Annotated in this window: 17 protein-coding genes; 4 read left to right on the forward strand and 13 right to left on the reverse strand. The window is 72.3% G+C overall.

Going from position 1 to position 22,609, the window contains the following annotated elements; translation table 11 throughout:
* Positions 1-324: 324 nt before the first annotated feature.
* The 3 genes from AB0E88_RS34095 to thyX all read right to left on the reverse strand — a co-directional run bounded on the left by AB0E88_RS34095 (position 325) and on the right by thyX (position 4,020).
* Positions 325-2,010, reverse strand: coding sequence for a ribonuclease J (locus tag AB0E88_RS34095; RefSeq protein WP_361638678.1), 1,686 nt, complete (start codon positions 2,008-2,010; stop codon positions 325-327).
* 164 nt (positions 2,011-2,174) lie between these two features.
* The gene (gene dapA / locus AB0E88_RS34100; RefSeq protein ID WP_361638680.1) at positions 2,175-3,074 is read right to left on the reverse strand and encodes a 4-hydroxy-tetrahydrodipicolinate synthase; all 900 of its coding nucleotides are present in this window, start codon (positions 3,072-3,074) and stop codon (positions 2,175-2,177) included.
* Positions 3,075-3,285: 211 nt separating this feature from the next.
* The gene (gene thyX, locus AB0E88_RS34105) at positions 3,286-4,020 is read right to left on the reverse strand and encodes an FAD-dependent thymidylate synthase (RefSeq protein ID WP_361638682.1); all 735 of its coding nucleotides are present in this window, start codon (positions 4,018-4,020) and stop codon (positions 3,286-3,288) included.
* A gap of 168 nt (positions 4,021-4,188) precedes the next feature.
* Here thyX and AB0E88_RS34110 point away from each other — a divergent pair, with 168 nt between their 5' ends.
* Positions 4,189-4,428 (forward strand): hypothetical protein, encoded by a 240-nt coding sequence (locus AB0E88_RS34110; protein WP_361638684.1) that lies wholly within the window; start codon positions 4,189-4,191, stop codon positions 4,426-4,428.
* Between the two features lie 126 nt (positions 4,429-4,554).
* Positions 4,555-5,115 carry a hypothetical protein gene (locus tag AB0E88_RS34115; RefSeq protein WP_361638686.1) on the forward strand — a complete coding sequence of 187 codons (561 nt, stop codon included), beginning with the start codon at positions 4,555-4,557 and terminating at the stop codon, positions 5,113-5,115.
* A 127-nt stretch (positions 5,116-5,242) separates the two neighbouring features.
* On the opposite strand, the gene AB0E88_RS34120 is transcribed toward AB0E88_RS34115, so the two are convergent.
* The 5 genes from AB0E88_RS34120 to rpsO all read right to left on the reverse strand — a co-directional run bounded on the left by AB0E88_RS34120 (position 5,243) and on the right by rpsO (position 10,710).
* Positions 5,243-5,695: a tetratricopeptide repeat protein gene (locus AB0E88_RS34120; RefSeq protein ID WP_361638688.1), complete on the reverse strand. Its 453-nt coding sequence runs from the start codon at positions 5,693-5,695 to the stop codon at positions 5,243-5,245.
* Between the two features lie 13 nt (positions 5,696-5,708).
* Entirely contained in the window at positions 5,709-6,461 is a 753-nt protein-coding gene (gene dapB, locus AB0E88_RS34125; protein ID WP_361638690.1) for a 4-hydroxy-tetrahydrodipicolinate reductase, read from the reverse strand.
* Between the two features lie 37 nt (positions 6,462-6,498).
* On the reverse strand, positions 6,499-7,878 hold the full coding sequence (locus tag AB0E88_RS34130) for a pitrilysin family protein (RefSeq protein WP_361638692.1): 1,380 nt from the start codon (positions 7,876-7,878) through the stop codon (positions 6,499-6,501).
* Positions 7,875-10,094: a polyribonucleotide nucleotidyltransferase gene (locus tag AB0E88_RS34135; RefSeq protein ID WP_361638694.1), complete on the reverse strand. Its 2,220-nt coding sequence runs from the start codon at positions 10,092-10,094 to the stop codon at positions 7,875-7,877. Before AB0E88_RS34135 ends, AB0E88_RS34130 begins: the two co-directional genes overlap by 4 nt.
* Positions 10,095-10,422: 328 nt before the next feature.
* The gene (rpsO, locus tag AB0E88_RS34140) at positions 10,423-10,710 is read right to left on the reverse strand and encodes a 30S ribosomal protein S15 (RefSeq protein WP_016432306.1); all 288 of its coding nucleotides are present in this window, start codon (positions 10,708-10,710) and stop codon (positions 10,423-10,425) included.
* 270 nt (positions 10,711-10,980) lie between these two features.
* Between rpsO and AB0E88_RS34145 the strand changes: the two genes are divergently transcribed.
* Together AB0E88_RS34145 and AB0E88_RS34150 are read left to right on the forward strand one after the other, a co-directional pair.
* Positions 10,981-11,274, forward strand: a complete 294-nt coding sequence (locus AB0E88_RS34145; RefSeq protein WP_361638696.1) for a DUF397 domain-containing protein — start codon at positions 10,981-10,983, stop codon at positions 11,272-11,274.
* 368 nt (positions 11,275-11,642) lie between these two features.
* Positions 11,643-15,635, forward strand: coding sequence for an SCO5717 family growth-regulating ATPase (locus AB0E88_RS34150; protein WP_361638697.1), 3,993 nt, complete (start codon positions 11,643-11,645; stop codon positions 15,633-15,635).
* Positions 15,636-15,738: 103 nt separating this feature from the next.
* On the opposite strand, the gene AB0E88_RS34155 is transcribed toward AB0E88_RS34150, so the two are convergent.
* The 5 genes from AB0E88_RS34155 to AB0E88_RS34175 all read right to left on the reverse strand — a co-directional run bounded on the left by AB0E88_RS34155 (position 15,739) and on the right by AB0E88_RS34175 (position 22,496).
* Positions 15,739-16,695, reverse strand: a complete 957-nt coding sequence (locus tag AB0E88_RS34155; protein WP_361638699.1) for a bifunctional riboflavin kinase/FAD synthetase — start codon at positions 16,693-16,695, stop codon at positions 15,739-15,741.
* Between the two features lie 134 nt (positions 16,696-16,829).
* A complete protein-coding gene (locus AB0E88_RS34160) occupies positions 16,830-20,561 on the reverse strand; it encodes a serine protease (RefSeq protein ID WP_361638701.1) in 3,732 nt (1,243 codons plus the stop codon).
* A gap of 238 nt (positions 20,562-20,799) precedes the next feature.
* Positions 20,800-21,705 (reverse strand): tRNA pseudouridine(55) synthase TruB, encoded by a 906-nt coding sequence (truB, locus tag AB0E88_RS34165; RefSeq protein ID WP_361638703.1) that lies wholly within the window; start codon positions 21,703-21,705, stop codon positions 20,800-20,802.
* Positions 21,702-22,157: a 30S ribosome-binding factor RbfA gene (rbfA, locus tag AB0E88_RS34170; RefSeq protein WP_361638705.1), complete on the reverse strand. Its 456-nt coding sequence runs from the start codon at positions 22,155-22,157 to the stop codon at positions 21,702-21,704. Before rbfA ends, truB begins: the two co-directional genes overlap by 4 nt.
* A gap of 42 nt (positions 22,158-22,199) precedes the next feature.
* Positions 22,200-22,496, reverse strand: coding sequence for a DUF503 domain-containing protein (locus AB0E88_RS34175; protein ID WP_361638706.1), 297 nt, complete (start codon positions 22,494-22,496; stop codon positions 22,200-22,202).
* Between the last annotated feature and the right edge of the window lie 113 nt (positions 22,497-22,609).

Raw genomic sequence — 22,609 nt, forward strand, 5'->3', positions numbered from 1 at the left:
TGAGTTCTCAAGGAACGGTCGCTTCCTTTGTACTCACCCTCTCGGGCTTTCCTCCGGGCTTCCCTTCGGTCTTGCGTTTCCGACTCTATCAGATCTTTTCTCGATCCGATTTCCTCGGTGCTTTCCAGGTTTACGCTCTCGCGTTTCCCTTTCCGGCGGTTCCGACTTTATCAGAGATTCTGAGCCGGATTTCCCACCCGCTTCGGGGCTGCCGGTGCACGAAGTGTGCCGGGTTCCCGCTGCGGTGGAGCCGTAAACGTACTGGAGCGGGGCGCCTCGATGCAAATCGAGGGGCCCCGCTCCGGGTTCACAGCCGCGGGAGGGTCAAACCTCCACGACGACCGGCAGGATCATCGGCCGGCGCCGGTAGTTGTCCGAGACCCACTTGCCCAGGGTCCGGCGGACCAGTTGCTGCAGCTGGTGGGGCTCTACGACCCCGTCCTGCGCCGAGCGCTCGAGCGCCTCGGTGATCTTCGGGAGGACGTCCACGAAGGCCGAGTCCTCGATGCCCGAGCCGCGGGCCTGGACGTGCGGGCCACCCGTGATCTTGCCCGTGGAGGAGTCGACCACCACGAAGACCGAGATGATGCCCTCCTCGCCCAGGATCCTGCGGTCCTTCAGGGCCGGCTCGCCGACATCGCCGACCGACAGGCCGTCGACGTAGACATAGCCCGCCTGGACCTTGCCGGAGATCTTGGCCTTGCCCTGGACCAGGTCGACGGTCACGCCGTCCTCGGCGATGACGATGTTGTCGTGCGGGACGCCGGTGAGGGCGCCCAGCTCGGCGTTGGCCCGCAGGTGGCGCCATTCGCCGTGGACCGGCATCAGGTTCTTCGGGCGGCAGATGTTGTAGAAGTACAGCAGCTCGCCCGCGGACGCGTGGCCGGAGACGTGCACCTTGGCGTTGCCCTTGTGGACCACGTTCGCGCCCCAGCGGGTCAGGCCGTTGATCACGCGGTAGACCGCGTTCTCGTTGCCGGGGATCAGCGAGGACGCGAGGATCACGGTGTCGCCGTCGACGATGCGGATCTGGTGGTCGCGGTTGGCCATGCGGGACAGGGCCGCCATCGGTTCGCCCTGGGAACCCGTGCAGACCAGGACCACCTCGTGGTCCGGGAGGTCGTCGAGCGTCTTGACGTCCACCACCAGGCCCGGCGGCACCCGCAGATAGCCGAGGTCACGCGCGATGCCCATGTTGCGGACCATCGAGCGGCCGACGAAGGCGACCCGGCGGCCGTACTCGTGGGCCGCGTCCAGGATCTGCTGGATGCGGTGGACGTGGCTGGCGAAGCTCGCCACGATGATCCGCTTGCGGGCCCCGGCGAAGACCTGCCGCAGGACGTTGGAGATGTCCCGCTCGTGCGGCGTGAAGCCGGGGACCTCAGCGTTCGTGGAGTCGGTGAGGAGGAGGTCGATGCCCTCCTCGCTCAGCCGCGCGAAGGCGTGCAGGTCCGTGAGGCGGTTGTCCAGCGGGAGCTGGTCCATCTTGAAGTCGCCGGTGTGGACGACCATGCCCGCGGGGGTGCGGATGGCGACGGCCAGCGCGTCCGGGATGGAGTGGTTGACCGCGATGAACTCGCAGTCGAAGGGGCCGAGGCGCTCGCGGTTCCCCTCGGACACCTCGAGGGTGTACGGGCGGATGCGGTGCTCCTGGAGCTTGGCCTCGATCAGGGCGAGGGTCAGCTTGGAGCCGATCAGGGGGATGTCCGGCTTCTCGCGCAGGAGGAACGGGACGCCGCCGATGTGGTCCTCGTGACCGTGCGTGAGGACGATGCCCTCGATGTCGTCGAGGCGGTCTCTGATGGACGTGAAGTCCGGCAGGATCAGATCGATGCCGGGCTGCTCCTCCTCGGGGAAGAGCACGCCGCAGTCGACGATCAGCAGACGGCCGTCGTACTCGAAGACCGTCATGTTGCGGCCGATCTCGCCGAGGCCGCCGAGCGGGGTGACGCGCAGGCCGCCCTCGGGGAGGGGCGGGGGCGCACTGAGTTCAGGATGCGGATGGCTCAAAAGACTCTCCTCACCACGCGCGCCACGTACCGGTCGGGCACGTGGCGCGTATGACGTTCGTGCAAAAGCAGTTGTCGTTGTCGTTCGCAGGCACCGGTGACCTGCTTATTCAGTTGTGAAGCTCAGGTGCGCGGGGCGGTTGCGCGGCCGCGCGAAGTCTGTTGTCAGAGCTGTACCCCGCCGGCGGCAAGATCGATCTTGAGTTGCTCGATCTCCTCGGGCGAGCACTCCACCATGGGCGCGCGCAGCGGCCCGGCGGGCAGGCCCTTCAGGGCGAGCGCGGCCTTGGTGGTCATGACGCCCTGGGTGCGGAACATGCCGGTGTAGACCGGGAGCAGCTTCTGGTGGATCTCGGTGGCCTTGACGACGTCGCCGGAGACGTACGCGTCGACGAGTGCGCGCAGGTCCGGGGTGACGAGGTGGCCGACGACCGAGACGAAGCCGACCGCGCCCACGGAGAGCAGCGGCAGGTTCAGCATGTCGTCGCCGGAGTACCAGGCGAGGCCGGAGCGGGCGATGGCCCAGCTGGCGCGGCCGAGGTCGCCCTTGGCGTCCTTGTTGGCGACGATCCGGGGGTGCTCGGCGAGGCGGACGAGTGTCTCGGTGTTGATCGGGACGCCGCTGCGGCCGGGGATGTCGTAGAGCATGACCGGCAGCTCGGTGGCGTCGGCCAGGGCCGTGAAGTGCCGGTACAGGCCCTCCTGCGGGGGCTTGTTGTAGTACGGCGTGACGACGAGCAGGCCGTGCGCGCCGGCCTTCTCGGCGGCGTGGGCCAGCTCGATGCTGTGGCGGGTGTCGTTGGTGCCGACACCGGCCACCACGTGGGCCCGGTCGCCCACGGCCTCCAGGACCGCTCGTACGAGATCCGTTTTCTCCGCGTCGCTGGTGGTGGGCGACTCGCCGGTGGTGCCGTTGATGATCAGGCCGTCGTTGCCTGCGTCCACCAGGTGGGCGGCGAGCCGCTGCGCGCCGTCGAGGTCGAGTGCGCCGTCCGCCGTGAAGGGCGTGACCATGGCGGTGAGGACCCGCCCGAAGGGGGTCTGCGGAGTGGAGGTCGGAGCCATGGGTTACACGCTACTCGTTGCGCATCACGTGGTCTGCCCTCGGGGTGCCGGGCAAGTCAGGACAAAAGAGGAGCCCGGCACTGCCTGCTCGGGGGTTCAAGCAGTGCCGGGTCCGTTTGATCAGGCTAGATGAACTTCTCTAAACGCCGCAATACGGACACTTCGCAAGGCTGAACCGTACATGTGTGCCGAGCGGCAGAACGGGGGTCCGTTACGGCGCCACACGCCCGTTCGCGTTGAAGGCGGCGTACGTGAGCGGCATGAGCCGGGCCCACTCGGCCTCCATCTTCTCGCCGACCATCTCGATCTCCCGCTGCGGGAAGGACGGCACCTTGGCCAGCTCGTGCTGGGTGCGCAGGCCGAGGAAGTGCATCAGCGAGCGGGCGTTGCAGGTGGCGTACATCGAGGAGAACAGGCCGACCGGCAGCACGGCGCGGGCGACCTCACGGGCGACGCCGGCGGCCAGCATCTCCTGGTAGGTGCGGTACGCCTCGCGGTACGACTCCTCCATCGAGTCGCTGACGAGCTTGTACTGCTCGGGGGTGCCCTCGACGAACCGGTACTTGCCCGGGCGGCCCTCCTGGACCAGCTTGCGGGAGGTGTCGGGGACGTAGAAGACGGGCTGCAGCTCGCGGTAGCGGCCGGACTCCTCGTTGTACGACCAGCCGACCCGGTGCCGCATGAACTCGCGGAAGACGAAGATCGGGGCGCTGATGAAGAACGTCATCGAGTTGTGCTCGAACGGGCTGCCGTGCCGGTCGCGCATCAGGAAGTTGATCAGGCCCTTGGAGCGCTCGGGGTCCTTCTGCAGCTCGTCCAGCGACTGCTCCCCGAGCGTGGACACGCGGGCGGCGAACAGTACGTCGGAGTCGGCCGCGCTGTGTTTCACCAGCTCCACCGTGACGTCGCTGCGGAACTCGATCTTGATGTCATCCTCGGGGATCACGGTTTCGGTGGGCCTTCCGGTCTTGTCGTGTGGCGACGCCACTCTACCCAGTGGCGCGTCCGGGACCGCGCTGCAAGAAGTCGGTGAAACAGGGCACCTTTGAGGCGGTTCGTTCGTCTCTACGGATGACAAAGATCCGTTCTGTCCCCGAAGGGAGACCCACCCCCGATGTCCGGTCGGCGTGAACCCGTCCCGTTCGCCTTCGTAGCCGAGGCCGACAGGTTCCGCAGCAATGTCACTCCTCCGTCCCCTCAGCGGGCGTCCGCCGGTCAGCTGGCCGGCCGGCTGCTGCTGGGGCTGACCATCGTCGCCGCGCTCGTCGGCTCGCTGATGCTGGGGATGCCGGCGCTGAGCCTGGATCACTCCTCCACCGCGCCCGAGCATTCGCAGGCGTCCGAAGGCCACTGATGCCCGCCCACGGCTGTCATGGGGTGGGCGTGGAGCGCCGCCGTGGCCCCCAATGCTGGAGAGCCGGGGCGCGGCCGGATAGCCTCACCGGGCACAGCAGATGCCGGGATCGAGTGAGGACCAGCCGTGCCCCTGCCCTTCCTGACGGCCGACCGCGCGTTCGACACGGAGGCAGCCGACGATGTCGCCCTGCCCCATGACGACCGGGACCGCTGGCGGCGCCCCTACCGGCCCGGTCCCTGGCGGGTGGCGACGGCCGCGCTCTGCCTGCTGCTGGCCTCCTATGTGCTGAGCGCGGCCGTGATCATCGCGCTGGCCGGCACGGTCGGCGGAGCCGCCGCCGTCTTCGGCGTCGCGCTGCTGATCGTCGCGGGCGCGGTGCGGCTGCTGCGCATGGGCGTGTGGGTGAGCGCCCGCGGGCTGCGGCACGTGGGCTTCTTCGTCACACGCACGGTGGCGTGGGAGCGCGTGGCGCACGTGCGGACGGTGCAGCAGCCGGTGCGCTGGCTGGGGCTGCCGCGCACCGTGCAGGGACAGGCGCTGGTACTGGCGCGCGCCGACCGCTCCGGCGATGCCGTACCGCCGCTGCTGACCACGCACAACGCGGACTTCCTGAGCCGCGCCGAGGCCTTCGACCGCGCGGCGGACGCGGTGGAGGCGTGGGCCGCGGAGAACCGCCGGGGCTGATCGGCCACGGCCTGCGGTGAAGCCGCACGGCGACAGCGGGAAGGGGCCGGGCCGCGGGTGAACGCGGACCGGCCCCTTCTGGGTACCCGTGGCCCGGGCGCCGGGGCGGCGTCGCGGGCAGGGCCGGTCAGACCTGGACCGGCCGGCCCTCGTGGAGGGCTATCGCCCGTTGCATCGCCTTGCGGGCGCGGGGCGTGTCGCGGGCGTCGTGGTAGGCGACGGCGAGGCGGAACCAGCAGCGCCAGTCGTCCGGGGAGGCCTCCGTCTCGGCCTTGCGCCGGGCGAAGACCTCGTCCGCCGAGTCACGGTCGACACGGCCGCTGGGCAGGCGTTTCAGCTCGTCGACCGGCAGGCCGCCCTCGGCCTCGAGTTCCGCGGCGAGGGCGTTGGCCTTGCGGACGAACTCGGTGTTCTTCCACAGGAACCACAGTCCGATGACCGGCAGGATCAGCACCGCGATGCCGAAGGTGACGGTCAGCGGTGTGCCGGACTGGATGAGCATGACGCCGCGGCTGCCGACCAGGACGAAGTAGAAGACGAGGACGGCGGCCGTGACGAGGTAGGTGATCTTCGCGCGCATGAGGGTCAGAGGCTCAGTTCAGGTCCAGGAAGTGTTCCAGGCCGAAGGTCAGGCCCGGGGTGCTCACCACGCGGCGCACACCGAGCAGGATGCCCGGCATGAAGCTGCTGTGGTGCAGCGAGTCGTGCCGGATGGTGAGGGTCTCGCCCTCGCCGCCGAGCAGGACCTCCTGGTGGGCGAGCAGGCCGCGCAGCCGGACCGCGTGCACCGGCACACCGTCGACGTTCGCGCCGCGGGCGCCGTCCAGGGCGGTGACCGTGGCGTCCGGCGCCGGGGCGGAGCCGGCCTTGGCACGGGCCTCGGCGATCAGCTGGGCGGTGCGGGTGGCGGTACCGCTCGGGGCGTCGACCTTGTTCGGGTGGTGCAGCTCGACGACCTCGACGGACTCGAAGTACGGGGCGGCGATCTGCGCGAACTTCATGGTGAGCACGGCACCGATGGAGAAGTTCGGGGCGATGAGCACGCCCGTCTCAGGGGACTGGGCGAGCCAGCCCTTGAGCTGCGCGAGGCGCTCGTCGGTCCAGCCCGTCGTACCGACGACGGCGTGGATGCCGTGCCGGACGCAGAAGTCGAGGTTGCCCATGACCGAGGCCGGGGTGGTCAGCTCGACCGCGACTTGGGCGCCGGCCTCCGCCAGCGTCTCCAGCTTGTCACCGCGGCCGAGGGTGGCCACCAGCTCCATGTCCTCTGCGGCCTCGACGGCCTTGACCGCCTCGGCCCCGATCCGGCCCTTGGCACCGAGGACCGCCACGCGCAGCTTGCTCATCTGTTGCTTCCTTAACGGAGGTGCTAACGGAGGTGACTCACGCGACCGCGTCGTGCAGCCGCGCGGCCTGCTTGTCCTTCAGCGGGCCGATGACCGACAGCGACGGGCGCCGGCCCAGGATGTCGCGGGCGACGGCGCGGACCTCGTCCGGGGTCACCGCCGCGATCCGGGTCAGCATGTCGTCGACGGACATCTGCTCGCCCCAGCACAGCTCACTCTTGCCGATGCGGTTCATGAGCGCACCCGTGTCCTCGAGACCGAGCACGGTGGAGCCGCGCAGCTGGCCGATGGCCCGCTCGATCTCGTCGTCGGACAGACCGTGCTCGGCGACCTGGTCCAGCTCGTCGCGGCAGATCCGCAGTACGTCGTGCACCTGGGAGGGACGGCAGCCGGCGTACACGCCGAACAGGCCGCAGTCGGCGAAGCCGGAGGTGTACGAGTACACGCTGTAGGCCAGGCCGCGCTTCTCGCGGACCTCCTGGAACAGGCGGGAGGACATGCCGCCGCCGAGGGCGGTGTTGAGCACGCCGAGCGCCCAGCGGCGGTCGTCGGTGCGGGCCAGGCCCGGCATGCCGAGGACGACGTGCGCCTGCTCGGTCTTGCGGTTCAGCAGCTCGACCTTGCCGGCGGCGCGGACGCTGCGGCTGCCCTGGCGCGGGCCGATCGGCTGGGCGTCCTCGCTCTTGAAGGCGCCGGCCTTCTCGAAGGCGACGCGCACCTGGCGTACGACCTTGTTGTGGTCGATGTTGCCGGCGCAGGCGACGACCAGGTGGGTCGGGTCGTAGTGCTTCTTGTAGAAGCGGCGGATGCGATCGGCGGTGAGGGCGTTGACCGTGTCGACCGTGCCGAGGACGGGGCGGCCGAGGGGGTTGTCGCCGAACATCGTGTGCGCGAACAGGTCGTGCACGCAGTCGCCCGGGTCGTCCTCGGTCATCGCGATCTCTTCGAGGATCGCGCCGCGCTCGACGTCGACGTCCTCCTCGAGGATCAGGGAGCCGGTCAGCATGTCGCAGACGACGTCGATGGCGAGCGGCAGGTCGGTGTCGAGTACACGCGCGTAGTAGCACGTGTACTCCTTGGCCGTGAACGCGTTCATCTCGCCGCCGACGGCGTCGAGGGCGGAGGAGATGTCCAGCGCGGACCTGCGGCTCGTGCCCTTGAAGAGCAGGTGCTCCAGGTAGTGCGTGGCGCCGTTCAGGGCCGGGGTCTCGTCGCGGGAGCCGACGTGGGCCCAGATGCCGAAGGTGGCGGAGCGGACCGAGGGCAGGGTCTCGGTGACGATGCGCAGGCCCCCGGGGAGGGTGGTCCTGCGGACCGTGCCGATGCCGTTCTCGCCCTTGATGAGGGTTTGGGTACGGGCGACGGCCCGCGCCTCCGAGGAGGTGCGGGCCGTCGCCTTGAAGCCACGGGACGTCACTGGTCGGCGTCGTCCTTCGCGTTCTCGTCGCCGTCTTCGCCCTCGATCACGGGAACGAGGGAGAGCTTGCCGCGGGAGTCGATCTCGGCGATCTCGACCTGGACCTTCTGGCCCACACCGAGGACGTCCTCGACGTTCTCCACGCGCTTGCCGCCGGCCAGCTTGCGGATCTGCGAGATGTGCAGCAGACCGTCCTTGCCGGGCAGCAGGGAGACGAACGCACCGAAGGTGGTCGTCTTCACGACCGTACCCAGGTAGCGCTCGCCGACCTCGGGCATCGTCGGGTTGGCGATGCCGTTGATCGTGGCGCGGGCGGCCTCCGCCGAGGGACCGTCGGCGGCACCGATGTAGATGGTGCCGTCGTCCTCGATGGTGATCTCGGCGCCCGTGTCCTCCTGGATCTGGTTGATCATCTTGCCCTTGGGGCCGATGACCTCACCGATCTTGTCGACGGGGATCTTCACGGTGATGATCCGCGGTGCGTTCGGGGACATCTCGTCCGGCGTGTCGATCGCTTCCATCATCACGTCGAGGATGTGGAGGCGGGCGTCGCGGGCCTGCTTGAGGGCCGCGGCCAGGACGGAGGCCGGGATGCCGTCCAGCTTGGTGTCGAGCTGGAGGGCGGTGACGAACTCCTTGGTGCCGGCGACCTTGAAGTCCATGTCGCCGAAGGCGTCCTCGGCACCGAGGATGTCGGTGAGGGTGACGTAGTGCGTCTCACCCTCGATCTCCTGGGAGATCAGACCCATGGCGATACCGGCGACGGGGGCCTTCAGCGGCACACCGGCGTTCAGCAGCGACATGGTGGAGGCGCAGACCGAACCCATGGACGTCGAGCCGTTGGAGCCGAGGGCCTCGGACACCTGGCGGATCGCGTAGGGGAACTCCTCGCGCGCCGGCAGCACCGGCACGAGGGCGCGCTCGGCCAGGGCGCCGTGGCCGATCTCGCGGCGCTTCGGGGAGCCGACGCGGCCGGTCTCACCGGTGGAGTACGGCGGGAAGTTGTAGTTGTGCATGTAGCGCTTGCGGGTCACCGGCGAGAGGGTGTCCAGCTGCTGCTCCATGCGGAGCATGTTGAGGGTGGTGACGCCCAGGATCTGGGTCTCGCCACGCTCGAACAGCGCGGAGCCGTGCACCCGCGGGATGGCCTCGACCTCGGCGGCGAGGGTACGGATGTCCGTCACCCCACGGCCGTCGATGCGCTTCTTCTCCTTGATCACGCGCTCGCGGACCAGCTGCTTGGTCAGCGCGCGGTACGCGGCGGAGATCTCCTTCTCGCGGCCCTCGAACTCCGGCAGGAGCTTCTCGGCGGCGAGGCCCTTGACGCGGTCCAGCTCGGCCTCGCGCTCCTGCTTGCCGGCGATGGTGAGCGCCTGGGCGAGCTCGGGCTTGACGGCGGCGGTGAGCGCCTCGAGGACGTCGTCCTGGTAGTCCAGGAAGATCGGGAACTCGCCGACCGGCTTGGCGGCCTTGGACGCCAGGTCCGACTGGGCCTTGCAGAGGACCTTGATGAAGGGCTTCGCGGCGTCCAGACCGGCGGCGACGACCTCCTCGGTGGGCGCCTCGGCGCCGCCCTCGACCAGCTTGATGGTCTTCTCGGTGGCCTCGGCCTCCACCATCATGATCGCGACGTCGCCGTCCTCCAGGACGCGGCCCGCGACGACCATGTCGAAGACGGCGTCCTCGAGCTCGGTGTGCGTCGGGAAGGCCACCCACTGGCCGCGGATCAGCGCGACGCGGACGCCGCCGATCGGGCCGGAGAAGGGCAGGCCGGCCAGCTGCGTGGACGCGGAGGCGGCGTTGATCGCCACGACGTCGTACAGGTGGTCGGGGTTGAGCGCCATGATCGTGCAGACGACCTGGATCTCGTTGCGCAGGCCCTTCTTGAAGGACGGGCGCAGCGGGCGGTCGATGAGGCGGCAGGTCAGGATCGCGTCCTCGGAGGGCCGGCCCTCACGGCGGAAGAAGCTGCCGGGGATCTTGCCGGCGGCGTACATCCGCTCCTCGACGTCGACCGTCAGCGGGAAGAAGTCGAGCTGGTCCTTGGGGTTCTTGGAGGCGGTGGTGGCCGACAGCACCATGGTGTCGTCGTCCAGGTACGCCACGGCCGAGCCGGCGGCCTGCTTGGCCAGGCGGCCCGTCTCGAAACGGATGGTGCGGGTGCCGAAGGCGCCGTTGTCGATGACGGCCTCGGCGTAGTGGGTCTCGTTCTCCACTAGTGTTTTCTCCTCGTCCTCGTCCCTCCTCGCCCGTGTGGCGGGGGGACGGTGGCGGAGAAGCGCTCCGTGCGGTGCGGGCCGGTCTTCGATCGAAGCACCCGGGATTCGCTGTCCCGGGGGCCACTACCGAGGACCGGCGGCGGCGTGGTGCGCTCCTCCTCTTCGTCTTACGTGATCAGCCCCTACCCTCCGTGGGCGGGCCGTATCACGCGGTGTCGTACGTATTGCGTTGTGCTACCACACTACAAAGGGGCAGTGACAGTGCGCACGTACAGCAAAGGGAGCGGCCCCCCTTTTCCCAGGGAACCGCTCCCTTCACGGCGTCTTACTTGGCGCCCGCCGCACCACGGCGGATGCCGAGGCGGTCGACCAGCGTACGGAAGCGCTGGATGTCCTTCTTGGCGAGGTACTGCAGCAGGCGACGGCGCTGACCGACCAGGATCAGCAGACCACGACGGGAGTGGTGGTCGTGCTTGTGGGTCTTGAGGTGCTCGGTCAGGTCCGAGATCCGGCGCGAGAGCATGGCGACCTGGACCTCGGGGGAGCCGGTGTCGCCCTCCTTCTGACCGAACTCGGCGATGATCTGCTTCTTCGTAGCGGCGTCGAGCGACACGCGTACTCCTCAATACTGTGTATTGCCTCCGAGTGCCCCCGGTCTACATCTCGGGAGAGCTTCCACGACTCGGGAGGCGGGGATCCGCTGAGCGCGACCACCAGGGCCCGTGAGGGCTTCCGGGGGTGCGTACACATACGGCCGTCACTCAGGGTACCAGGCGCAGGCAGGGGCCTTCCGCCAGGTCCCGGAACCGCCCGAACGGGGGACGCGCGGCCACTAGGGTGAGGCCACTGATCGTTCCTACCTCGAAGAAGGGGCCGGTGGGGCATGGCCGAGTCGGCAGAAGAGATCAAGGCGCGCAAGGAGCGGGAGCGGGACGAGCTGTACGCGCTCGACATCTCCGGCGTCGAGTGGCACGGCGCGCCGGGCACCGAGGAGCACGAGGAGCGCGTCGAGATCGCCTACCTTCCGGGCGGCGCCGTGGCCATGCGCTCCTCCCTGGACCCGGGCACCGTGCTGCGGTACACGGAGGCGGAGTGGCGCGCGTTCGTGCTGGGCGCGCGGGACGGGGAGTTCGATCTGGAGCCGACGCGGGAGGGCGGGGCGGCGAACGCCGGGTGACGGTCGATCGATGCGGGGCGGCACGCGTGGGTGCCGCCCCTTTTTCGTGCCGCGACCACTTGTCGCATCAAGTGCCCATCACGGTGAGCAGGTTGACCGGTTTCTGACCAAAAGGAGTTCATATACCGTCATTTCGCGGCCGGGTGGGGCGTCCCGGACCGGCGCCGAGCGGCGGGCGGGCCTGACGAGGTGGGGTACCTGGTGATTAGGCTGGGACCGGCGCGACGCCAGAACCCGTGGAACCGGTGTCTGCGTCACAGGGGGAGGGCCGCTGATCGGACGACCTCGTTGCATTTCGGACCACTCGAACGACAAGAAATGGTCGGCCCGGCACGGCTTGAGGGTGCTCGACCACACCAGGAGGAACTGTGAGCAGCGATCGGGACGGGAACCGCGGGGGCTGGGCCACGCCCGGCGACGACCAGCCCGACGCGGAGTCCGCCATCGAGACGACGGGCGAGTTCACCATCGACTACGCGCCGCCTGCCTGGTACACGCAGAACGCGTCCGGGGGCTCGGGGGCGGCGGCCGGTGCGTCCGGTTCCGGCTCGGCGGGGGCGCCCGGAGGCGGTACGGCGTCGGGGCCCGCGGCCGTTCCCAGCGTTCCGCTGCCCGGGCTGACGCCGCCGCCGCACGCGGCCGGTGGGTCCGGGGCGTCCTTCACTCCGCCTCCGCCTCCGCCGGCGCCCTACACGCCGCCCGCCTCCGCTCCGGCTCCGGCTCTCGGGGCCGCGTACACGCCGCCTCCGCCGCCGCCCAGCGGCAGCCCTGTGGCCGTGCCCAAGTTGCCGGTGGGGAGCGGGTTCGAGCCGCAGCGGCCTCAGGCTCAGGCTGCCCAGGAACCGGAGCAGCCGTGGCAGGAGACGCCGGCCGCCGCCGCGGCGCCGGCCGCCGATCCCGCTTCGCCCAGCGCTGTGCCGCACATTCCCGTTCCGGGGTTCCAGGGACAGTGGGGGGCCCCGGTGGCTCCTGCGACCGGTCCGGCGGATGCGAGTGGTTCCGCTGACGCGCCTTCCGGTTCGGCCGGCTCGCCTTCCGTCTCCGGTGGTGACGCCGGTGCCGAGTTCGGTAACGGGGACATCGAGAGCGGTGCCACCATGCGCTTCTCGGCGGTGGCGCTGAAGCGGCAGATCGCCGAGCATGCCGCGACCGTCCAGGGTGACGCCGAGGACAAGGCCGACGCCCAGGACAACGCCGACGCCGAGGACACGGCCGCGGTGGAGGAGAAGGGCGCGGCAGAGGACAAGGGCGAGGTTGAGTCCGGGGACGAGGCCGAGGTCGCGTCCGGGGACGAGGCCGAAGTCAGGGCCGAGGTCGCGGCCGGCGAGCGGTCCGACGATGAGGAGCGCGGCGAGGGGCGCGAGGACGCCTCGGACGAGGGCGCCGCTGCGGCCGACGAAAGCGCCGGCGCGGCAGCTGATCCGCACGGCGCCGCGGATGACGCGGTCGAGGAAGAGGTCGAGGAGACCGTGTCGTCGGTCGCGGGCGAGACGCAGGACGGCACTGACGCGGTCGTCGATGAGACGTCCGCGCCCTCCGACGCGTCCCCCGAATCCGCTGAGTCCGCTCCCTCCGCCGACGAGGCCGCAGCGGACGCCGAGGCGGTCGGCTACGACGACTCCGGTGAGTCCGACGACTCCCCCGCCGACGCTCCCGAGCAGGAGGCGCGTGCCGAGTCCGCCGACGTGGTTCCCTCCGCCGAGGCGCCGGCCGAGCCCGTACCGGCTGCCGACCTGGCCGACGAGCCGCAGGACGCCGTTCCCGCCGCTGCCGCCCAGCCGCAGGATGCGCCGCCCGCCGACTGGAATCCCCCGTCGGCTCCGCCGGCCGGAGTCCCTCCGCTGCCGCCGTCGTACCAGCCCGCCGCGCCCGCACCCGCGGCTCAGTGGCCCGCGCAGTCGCAGCCGGAGCCCGTGGCCGCCGCCCCGCAGGAGCAGCCCCCGTTCCAGCCCCAGGCGCCACAGCCCGCGCCCGGCGGTTGGAACACCCCCGCCGCGCCGCAGCCGGGCCAGCCGTACCCGCCCGCCGGCTACGGCTTCCCGCCGCCCGCGCCGAACGCCCAGCCTGCCGCCGACCCACAGGCCAACGCGCCCCAGCAGCCCGCCGGTTACGGCTTCCCGCAGCCCACGGCAGCTCCCGCGCCCACTCCCCCGCAGGCACCGAGCGGTTACGGCTTCCCCCAGCCCGGCGCGCCCACTCCGCCCGCGCCCCAGGCGCAGCCTGCCCCGCCGGTGCCGAGCGCTCAGCCCGACAACTCCGCCCAGCCTGGCGGCGGTTACGGCTTCCCGCAGAGCGGCGCGCCCGCCTCCGCGCCGAACCCGCCCGCCGGGTACGGCTTCCCGCACCCCGGTGCGCAGCCGGAGCAGCAGGCCGCTGCGCCCAATCCCCCGGTGCAGCCGGGTGGTTACGGCTTCCCCCAGCCGCCCGCTCACCCGGGGCAGCCCGCACACCACGGCCAGCCCGCACACCCCGGCCAGCCCGGCCAGCCCGCACAGGCGTACCCGGGCGCGCCGGACGCCCCGCAGGCCGCCCAGGATGCCCAGCCCCCGCAGGTCCCCCAGGCCCCCCAGGCCCCCCAGCCTCCCGTCGATCCGCGGCTCGGGGCCGCCTGGCCGCAGCCCATGCAGCATGACCAGCGGCAGCCCACCCACCCCGGTGCGCCGCTCGGTTACACGGCCGCCGTGGAGCTGTCCTCCGACCGGCTGCTCAACTCCAAGAAGCAGAAGGCGAAGAGCACCCGTCCGGTCGGCGGCGGTTCGCGGTTCAAGCTGGGCGGCAAGAAGGAGGAGGCCGAGCGGCAGCGCAAGCTCGACCTGATCCGCACGCCGGTGCTGTCCTGCTACCGGATCGCGGTCATCAGCCTCAAGGGCGGCGTGGGCAAGACGACCACGACCACCGCGCTGGGCTCCACCCTCGCCACCGAGCGGCAGGACAAGATCCTCGCCATCGACGCCAACCCGGACGCGGGCACCCTCGGGCGCCGGGTGCGCCGGGAGACCGGGGCCACCATCCGTGACCTCGTCCAGGCGATCCCGTACCTCAACTCCTACATGGACATCCGGCGGTTCACCTCGCAGGCGCCGTCCGGCCTGGAGATCATCGCCAACGACGTCGACCCGGCCGTGTCGACGACGTTCAACGACGAGGACTACCGGCGCGCCATCGACGTGCTCGGCAAGCAGTACCCGATCATCCTCACGGACTCCGGTACCGGCCTGCTCTACAGCGCGATGCGCGGCGTGCTCGACCTCGCCGACCAGCTGATCATCATCTCGACGCCGTCCGTGGACGGTGCGAGCAGCGCCAGTACGACGCTGGACTGGCTGTCCGCGCACGGGTACGCCGAGCTGGTCTCCCGTTCCATCACCGTCATCTCCGGGGTCCGCGAGACCGGCAAGATGATCAAGGTCGAGGACATCGTGGCGCACTTCGAGACCCGCTGCCGCGGGGTGATCGTGGTGCCGTTCGACGAGCATCTCTCCGCCGGTGCCGAGGTCGACCTCGACATGATGCGGCCCAAGGTGCGGGAGGCGTACTTTAACCTCGCGGCGATGGTCGCCGAGGACTTCGTCCGGCACCAGCAGTCGCACGGCCTGTGGACCAGCGACGGCAACCCGCCGCCGGTGGCCGCCCCGCCGTTCCCCGGCCAGGCGGGACCCGGCCAGCCGTACCCGGCCCAGCCGTACCCGGGCCAGCCGCATCCGGGGCAGCCGGTCCCTGACCAGCACATGCGGGACCAGCACATGCCGGACCAGCACCACCCGGGTCACGCGGTCCCCGGCCAGCCGTATCCGGGGCAGCCTGCCCCCGAGCAGCCGTACCCGGGGCAGCCTGCTCCCGGCCAGCCGTACTCCGGCCCGCCGCCGGTCGCGGGTCAGCCGTTCCCTGGGCAGCAGCCTTCCGGACAGCACATCCCCGGACAGCAGATCCCTGGCCAGTACGTCCCCGGTCAGCCGGGCGCGGAGCAGTCCGCGCAGGGCCAGCCGGTTCCTGGCCAGCCGGGCCGGCCCGGTCAGCCGTACCCGCAGCCCGTGCCGCAGGCCGGTCAGCCGTACCCGCAGGCCGCCGCCCAGCCGGGACAGCCGTACCCGCAGGCCGCAGCCGCGCCGGGACAGCCGTATCCGCAGGCCGGCCCCCAGCCGGGACAGCCCTACCCCGAGCCCGGACAGCCCGCCGTACCCGCTCAGCAGCCCGATCCGCAGGCGGCCCAGCCGGGACAGCCGGGACAGCCCGGTCAGCCGGATGAGTCCGGCCGGCAGCCCGGCTACCCTCCCGCCGGCTACGGCTACCCGCAGCCCCACCCCGGGCAGCCGGGTCAGCCGGGGCACCCCGGGCAGCCCCCGGCACCGCCCCAGCAGTAGCCGCCGCAGACGCCTGCTGTCGCCGCCGACGGCAGCAGGCGCAGGACATGCGAAAGGGCGGCCGGTGCCCGAGGCACCGGCCGCCCTTCGGCGTCGTACGGGGTCAGCGCGGCGGCTGGGAAGCCGCCACCAGGTCACGGCAGCGCTTCACGTCCTGCGCCATCTGCTCCAGCAGCGCGTCCAGCGTGTCGAACTTCGCCTGACCGCGTACGAAGGCCAGGAAGTCGACGGCCACATGCAGGCCGTAGAGGTCCAGTCCGACGCGGTCGATGGCGTACGCCTCCACCGTGCGCTCGGTGCCGTCGAACTGCGGGTTGGTGCCCACGGAGATCGCGGCCGGCATCGCCTCGCCGTTGGCGTGCAGCCAGCCGGCGTAGACGCCGTCGGCCGGGATCGCGGTGTGCGGGAGGGTCTCGACGTTGGCCGTGGGGAAGCCGAGTTCGCGGCCGCGCTGGGCGCCGCGCACGACCACGCCCTCCACCCGGTGCGGGCGGCCGAGGATCTCGGCGGCGCCCGCCATGTCGCCCTCGGCGACCAGGCGCCGGGTCAGGGTGGAGGAGAACGGCTGTCCGCCCGCCACCTCACCGGACAGGTACAGGTCGACGACCTCGACGTCGAAGTCGTACACCTTGCCCTGTTCGACGAGGAACTCCACGTTGCCCGCGGCCTTGTGGCCGAAGCGGAAGTTGGGGCCCTCCACGACCGCCTTGGCGTGCAGCTTGTCCACCAGGACCTTGACGACGAAGTCGGCGGGCGAGAGCTTCGAGAACTCCGTGGTGAAGGGCAGGATGAGCACCGCGTCCACGCCCAGGCCGGCCATCAGCTCGGCGCGGCGGTGGTGCGGGGCGAGCAGCGGCGGGTGGCTGCCGGGGCGGACGACCTCGCTGGGGTGCGGGTCGAAGGTGACCACGACGGCGGGGACGCCCAGCTCGCGGGCGCGGTCCACGGCGTGCTGGATGATCAGCTGATGGCCCCGGTGCACCCCGTCGTAGGAGCCGATGGTGACGACGCTGCGCCCCCAGTCCTGGGGGATGTCCTCCAAGCCACGCCAGCGCTGCACTGTGACCGCTCCTCGAACCCGTGTCCGTGTCTACGTTCTTACGCAGGTCTAAGGGTGCCATGCCGCGCCCGCCCTGCCTGCACCGGCATCATCGCTGTGACCGGCTGCACGCCGCCGGGCCTGCGGGAGCCGGTTCATGCGGGGACCCGGACGCCGGCCAGCTGCTCGATCGTGCGCCGGGCGCTGGGGCCGACGAGGGCGGCCCAGTCGGCCGGTGCGGCGGTGAGCCAGCCGGTCAGGCGGGTGGCGAAGCCGGGCACGTGGCGGCCCAGGTCGACCAGGGCACGGTCGTAGCGGGCGGCACCCTCCGGGGTGCGCACGAGGAGGAGGCCGACGCGCTGGACCAGCGCACGCAGTTCGTCGCCGGTGATCGCGGGGACGGCCGCGTGCAGCAGCGTGTCGAGCACGGCCGGGTCGCTCTCGTGGGCCAGCAGGACGTCGCGCAGGTCGCGGCGGAGCGCGGCGGACACAGGGGTGCCGGGGTCGGCGAGGACGGAGGCGAGGGCCGTACGCACCCGGTCGGGGCCGTCCCTGAGCAGGCCGGTGAGCAGCGGGAACAGCACCGGACGGGCGTCGCCGCCCTGGTCCAGGCGGCGGGCCGCGTATCCGGCCAGGCGCTCCGACAGCGCCTCGGGCCGCTGCTGCACCGCCTCCCGAAGGACGTCGGCGACACGGTGGGCCAGGGACGGCGGGGCGGTGTCGGCGAGTGCGGCCAGGGTCCGCCCCGCGTCCTGTGACGCGGCGGTGAGCAGCCGGGTGCGGAAGGCTTCCAGGACGTCGTCGGGATGGGTGGGCAGGGCGGCGGCCAGGGCGGCGGGCGGCAGCTGCCGGTCGCCGGCGGTGAAGTGGCGCACGGCGTGCGGCAGGTGGCGGGCGCGGCTGTGCGGGTCGCGCACGAGGAGGGCGAGCGCGCCGACGTGCAGGGCGGTGTCGGCGAGCAGGGCCAGGGCGGCGTAGCGCAGCAGCGCGCGGTCGGCGTCGGTGCGTACGTGCGGGGCCGCGCGCAGTCCGTACGTCAGGGCCGCCGCCCGGCGTGCGGGCCGGTCGTCGTGCGCCCAGCGGTCGACGGCCCGGCACAGCGCGGACGGCTCGTCCCCGGCGAGCACGCCGAGGAGTTCCCCGGCGCGCGGATGAGCCGCGTCCACGAGGGCGTCGGTGAGGTCGTCCAGGGCGCGGTGCCGGTGGGTGTGCAGCAGCGCCTGCGCGGCCGTCGCGACGGTGGCGTGCGGGGTCGCGGGCAGCGGCCGCCCGTCGTCGAACCAGCGCACCAGATGCCGTTGTACGGCGGTGGGGTCGGCGGCGAGCAGCTCGGCGGCCGTGTCCAGGAACCGCGGTGTCCGGCCGTCCTGCGGGGCGGGGTCGGCGAGGACGAGCCGGCGCAGCAGGTCGAGGAGGTCGGCCGGGTCCAGCGCGAGCGACGTGCAGAAGGCCGGCCCGAACCACGTCGGCGCGAGCCGCCGCTCGGCGATGCGGTCGGCGATGCCCCGCAGCACGGCGAGGTGACGGGCTGCGTCCGGCACCCGCGGCAGGGTCTCGGCGAGCAGGTGGGTGGCCCACCAGGACCCGGGGTCGGTGTCCAGGGCGTCGAGCAGACCGGTCAGGCGGGCGGCGAGGGCGTGCGGGCCCTGCTGGCGCTCCAGCAGGAGCAGGGCCTGCACGACGGGGCCGATGCGGTGGTGCGGGACGGGCGCGGGGTGGGCGTCGGCGCGGTGCACGAGGGCGCGCAGGGCCGCGTCGAGGTCGAGGTGGATGCCGTGGACGTGATCGGCGAGTTCCTCGTGGGCGAAGCGGTAGCCGTCGCCGGCCGGGACGAGGAGGCCCTCGGTGAGCACGGCGGAGGCCCAGCCGGTGCCGCCGCCGAGGGCCGCCGGGGCCGGTCCCCAGGGGAAGACGGCCTCGAAGGAGGGCCGGTCCAGCTCGCCCTGGCCGGGCCCGAGGCTGCGCCGGGCCGCCTCGTGGACCTGCCGCGCGACCTTCGCCGCGAGCCGTCGCACGGCCGTGCCGCGCAGCCCGAGCCCGGCGGCGAGCCGGACGGCGATGCGCAGGCACATCAGGTCCAGATGGGCGGCGAGCACGTCGTGCCGGTCGACGCGCACGACGGCCGACGGCACGGGGGCTCCCGCGCCCGGCGCGGCGGACACCGAGGACGGCGAGCCGGTGCCCGCGGCACCGGACGCCGACGACGGGGAGCCCGCACCCGCACCGGCAGACCCCGGCGGTGAACTCCCACCCGCGGCCGCAGACCCCGACGACGGCGAGCCCCCACCCGCAACGGCAGACCCCGACGACGGTGAGCCGGTGCCCGCGGCGCCGGACGCCCAGGACGGGGAGCGCCTGCACGCGGCGCCGGACGCCGGGGACGCAGGGTCCGCGTCTGCGCCGGGATACGGAAACGGAGACGGAGACGGCGGCGGGGCGGGCGAGGGGGAGGGTGTAGGCGGCTCGGCCAGTGCCGTGCGGACCTCTGCCAGCAGGCGCAGGGTGAGGGGATGGCGGGCGTCGCGGTCCGCGAGGACGCCGTCGGGGATGCCGAGGCGCGCGCGGACGAGCCGCGCCTCTTCCTCGCTCAGGTCGCCGAGGCGTACGCAGGGCGGCAGTCCGGGGGCGGGACGGCCGTGCAGCAGGCGGGGCGGGAAGCTCGCCCCGGCCTCCTCCCAGTACTCCGGCCGGCAGGCCACCACCAGCCGGGCGCCCGTCCGTGCCAGCCATTCCGCCGTCCCCGCGGTCCACTCCCCCAGGCGGTGCGCGAGGACGGGCGGCATCTCCTCGGGGCCGTCCAGCAGCAGGAGCAGCGGGCGCCCGGCGTCCCGGGCGAGGCGGGCCACCCGCTCGGGACCGAGGTCGCGGGGCGCGTCCGTGGCGCGCGACGCGGCGACGATCCGCGCCGCCCGGGCGAGGGCCCGGCCGGCCGCGTCGGCGACGGAGGTGTCGCCGGGGGCGAGGTCGGCGCCGCGCAGCCACAGGGTGGGTGCGGGGCCGGGGCCGCGGTGCCGTCGGTCCGCGAGGGCCGCCAGCTCCGTCGTACGGCCGCTGCCGGGGGCGCCGACGAGGGCGAGGACGGCGGCCGGGCCGGCCGTGAAGGCGGCGAACTCCCGGGCCGGGTCGGCGCGTTCGACGGGTTCCGGTACCGCGCGGGGCGGGCCGTCGGAGCCGACGGAGGTGATGGTGAGTTCGAGGACGCCGGCGAGATTGAGGTCGGCTCCGTAGGCGGGGACGGTGGCCGCGTTGCGGGCGAGCAGTTCGGCGAGCGGGCCGGCCGGGGCGGGCCGCAGGGGTACGGCGAATCCGCAGTCCCGGTGACCGGAGCGCAGCGCGGTGCCGACGACGCCGATGACGGCGCCGGTGCCGGCGTCGAGCACCGGGGCTCCGGCGGCGCCACCGCCCAGCCGGAGGGCGTCCTGCCCGGCGGTGCCGATGGCCAGCTCCAGGGCGTCGTCGAGGACGTGGAAGCGGTCGGTGGCGGTGTAGGTCACGCTCGTGGCGCCGAGGAGGCGCGCCTCGCGCCAGCAGCCGGCCGGGAGGCGGACGTAGGTGCCGGTGCCGACGCGGTCCCGGACCGTGAGCGGGAGCGGTTCGGTGCCGAGGCCGGCCGTGTGCACGAGGGCGAGGCCGTGCTCGGGCAGCGGGGTGACGGCGTCGGCGGTGACGACGCAGCTGCGGTCGTCCGTGCCGTACAGCGCGAGGCGGGCGAGACCGTCGACGGCCTCGTGGCTGGTGACGACGGTGCCGTGGTGGTCGGCGGCGAAGCCGAGGCCGCGGGGGCGGCCGGCCAGGTCGCGGATGCGGACGAGGGCCGCGTCGGGGCCGGTGGGAGGTGGAGTGTCGGGCGTGTGCCGGGAGCGGTCCCGCGGGCCCCGTCCCGCCATCGTCGTACCTCCCGCCTGTGCCTCTTGTCTCGACGGTAGGCGGGCGGTGATCGGCGGGACAGACGGCGTGGTGAACGCGCCCCCCTGCGCTCCCCCGGTTCACTCCGAGCGCCTGCCCGGACGGGTGAATGGACGGAGGGCGCTGGATACACCCTAGGGGTGGGGGAACCGAGGGGGGACCGTGGAGCGGCGGCAGCGAGTACCCCGTGACCGCCGCTCCACGGGCGAAGCCCCTCGGTCAGGCGAAGACCGCGAGGCTCTTGGCCTTGCCCTTGTGCGACTCGACGAGGCCGAGCAGCCGGTTCTCCGGTCCGAAGACGGCGACGGTGCCGGCGTCCGCGTACTCGTCCGGCATCTCCAGCCGTACGCCGTTGGTGAGCAGCCGGGCGCGCCTCGCGTCCACGTCCCAGCGGCGGAACGCGGCGGCGGCCGCGTCGGCGATCGGCATCACGGTCAGTTCCTGCTGGAGCTCGTCCAGGGTCTTGGCCGTGTCCAGCTTGTAGGGGCCGACCCGGGTGCGGCGCAGGGCGGTGAGGTGGCCGCCGACGCCGAGGTCGGCGCCGAGGTCGCGGGCCAGGGCGCGGATGTAGGTGCCGGAGGAGCAGACCACGGAGACGACCAGGTCGAGCACCGGGGTGCCGTCCTCGGCGACGGCCTCGCGGACGTCGTACACGGCGAAGGAGGAGACGGTCACCGGGCGGGCCGGGATGTCGAACTCCTCGCCCTCGCGGGCCCGCTTGTAGGAGCGCACTCCGTTGATCTTGATGGCGCTGACTTTGGACGGCACCTGCATGATCTCGCCGGTCAGCTTGGCGACGCCGGCGTCGACGGCGTCCCGGGTGACGTGGGAGGCGTCGGTGGAGGAGGTGAGCTCGCCCTCGGCGTCGTCCGTGATCGTGGTCTGCCCGAGGCGGATGGTGCCCAGGTACTCCTTCTCGGTCAGCGCGAGGTGGCCGAGGAGCTTGGTGGCTTTCTCGACGCCGAGGACGAGCACACCGGTCGCCATCGGGTCGAGGGTGCCGGCGTGGCCGACGCGGCGGGTCCTGGCGATCCCGCGCATCTTGGCGACCACGTCGTGCGAAGTGAAACCCGACGGCTTGTCGACGATGACGAGGCCGTCGGGCGGGGTGGGCTTGCTGGTCATTCGGCGGCGTCGTCCGTCTCGTCGTCGTCCTCGCCCGGCTTGCGGTACGGGTCCGCCTCACCGGCGTAGGTGGCGCCCGCGGAGACCTCGCGCACCTTCTCGTCGGACTGGCGGGCCCGGTCGAGCAGGTCCTCGATGTTCCGGGCGGTGTCCGGAAGGGCGTCGGCGACGAAGGTCAGCGTCGGCGTGAACTTCACACCGGCGGCCGCCCCGACGGCCGAGCGGAGGACGCCCTTGGCGCTCTCCAGGCCGGCGGCCGCCGCCTTGCGCTCCTCGTCGTCGCCGTACACCGTGTAGAAGACGGTCGCCTCCCGCAGGTCACCCGTGACCCGGGTGTCCGTGATGGTGACGTGCGAGCCGAGCCGCGGGTCCTTGATCCCGCGCTGCAGCTTCTGGGCCACCACCTCTCGGATGAGGTCCGCCAGCCTTTTCGCCCGCGCGTTGTCGGCCACTGGTCCGTCTCCCGTTCTTTCTCTGCTTGCGTTTCGTGTTGGTCAGTCGTCGTCTTCGCCGTGGAACCGCCGTCGTACGGACAGCAGCTCCACCTCGGGGCGGCCGGCGACCAGCCGTTCACACCGGTCGAGTACGTCGGTGAGGTGCCCCGCGTCACCGGAGACGGCGGCGAGGCCGATGATCGTCCGCCGGTGGAGGTCGATGTGGTCCACCTCGGCCGCACTCACGGCGTACTTGCGCTGGAGTTCGGCGACGATCGGGCGGACGACGGAGCGCTTCTCCTTGAGCGAGTGGACGTCGCCGAGGAGGAGGTCGAAGGACAGCGTCCCCACGTACATGTGTGTAACCGGTTCACCCGCCGGTACGGGATCGATGGCCCCGCAGCCGTGCGGCCGGGGACATCAAGAACCGTACAACGAAGCGGCCCGCACGATCGACGGATATCACGCTC

The sequence above is a fragment of the Streptomyces sp. NPDC028635 genome, from assembly GCF_040637635.1.
GTDB lineage: Bacteria > Actinomycetota > Actinomycetes > Streptomycetales > Streptomycetaceae > Streptomyces.

What these genes read in the sequence shown, in the direction of transcription:
- AB0E88_RS34145 (WP_361638696.1), top strand. Translation starts at nt 10,981, where the DNA reads ATGGCCGAGTCGGCAGAAGAGATCAAGGCGCGCAAGGAGCGGGAGCGG.
- AB0E88_RS34175 (WP_361638706.1), bottom strand. Translation starts at nt 22,496, where the DNA reads ATGTACGTGGGGACGCTGTCCTTCGACCTCCTCCTCGGCGACGTCCAC.
- AB0E88_RS34120 (WP_361638688.1), bottom strand. Translation starts at nt 5,695, where the DNA reads ATGCGCGCGAAGATCACCTACCTCGTCACGGCCGCCGTCCTCGTCTTC.
- AB0E88_RS34160 (WP_361638701.1), bottom strand. Translation starts at nt 20,561, where the DNA reads ATGGCGGGACGGGGCCCGCGGGACCGCTCCCGGCACACGCCCGACACT.
- truB (WP_361638703.1), bottom strand. Translation starts at nt 21,705, where the DNA reads ATGACCAGCAAGCCCACCCCGCCCGACGGCCTCGTCATCGTCGACAAG.
- dapA (WP_361638680.1), bottom strand. Translation starts at nt 3,074, where the DNA reads ATGGCTCCGACCTCCACTCCGCAGACCCCCTTCGGGCGGGTCCTCACC.
- dapB (WP_361638690.1), bottom strand. Translation starts at nt 6,461, where the DNA reads ATGAGCAAGCTGCGCGTGGCGGTCCTCGGTGCCAAGGGCCGGATCGGG.
- AB0E88_RS34110 (WP_361638684.1), top strand. Translation starts at nt 4,189, where the DNA reads ATGTCCGGTCGGCGTGAACCCGTCCCGTTCGCCTTCGTAGCCGAGGCC.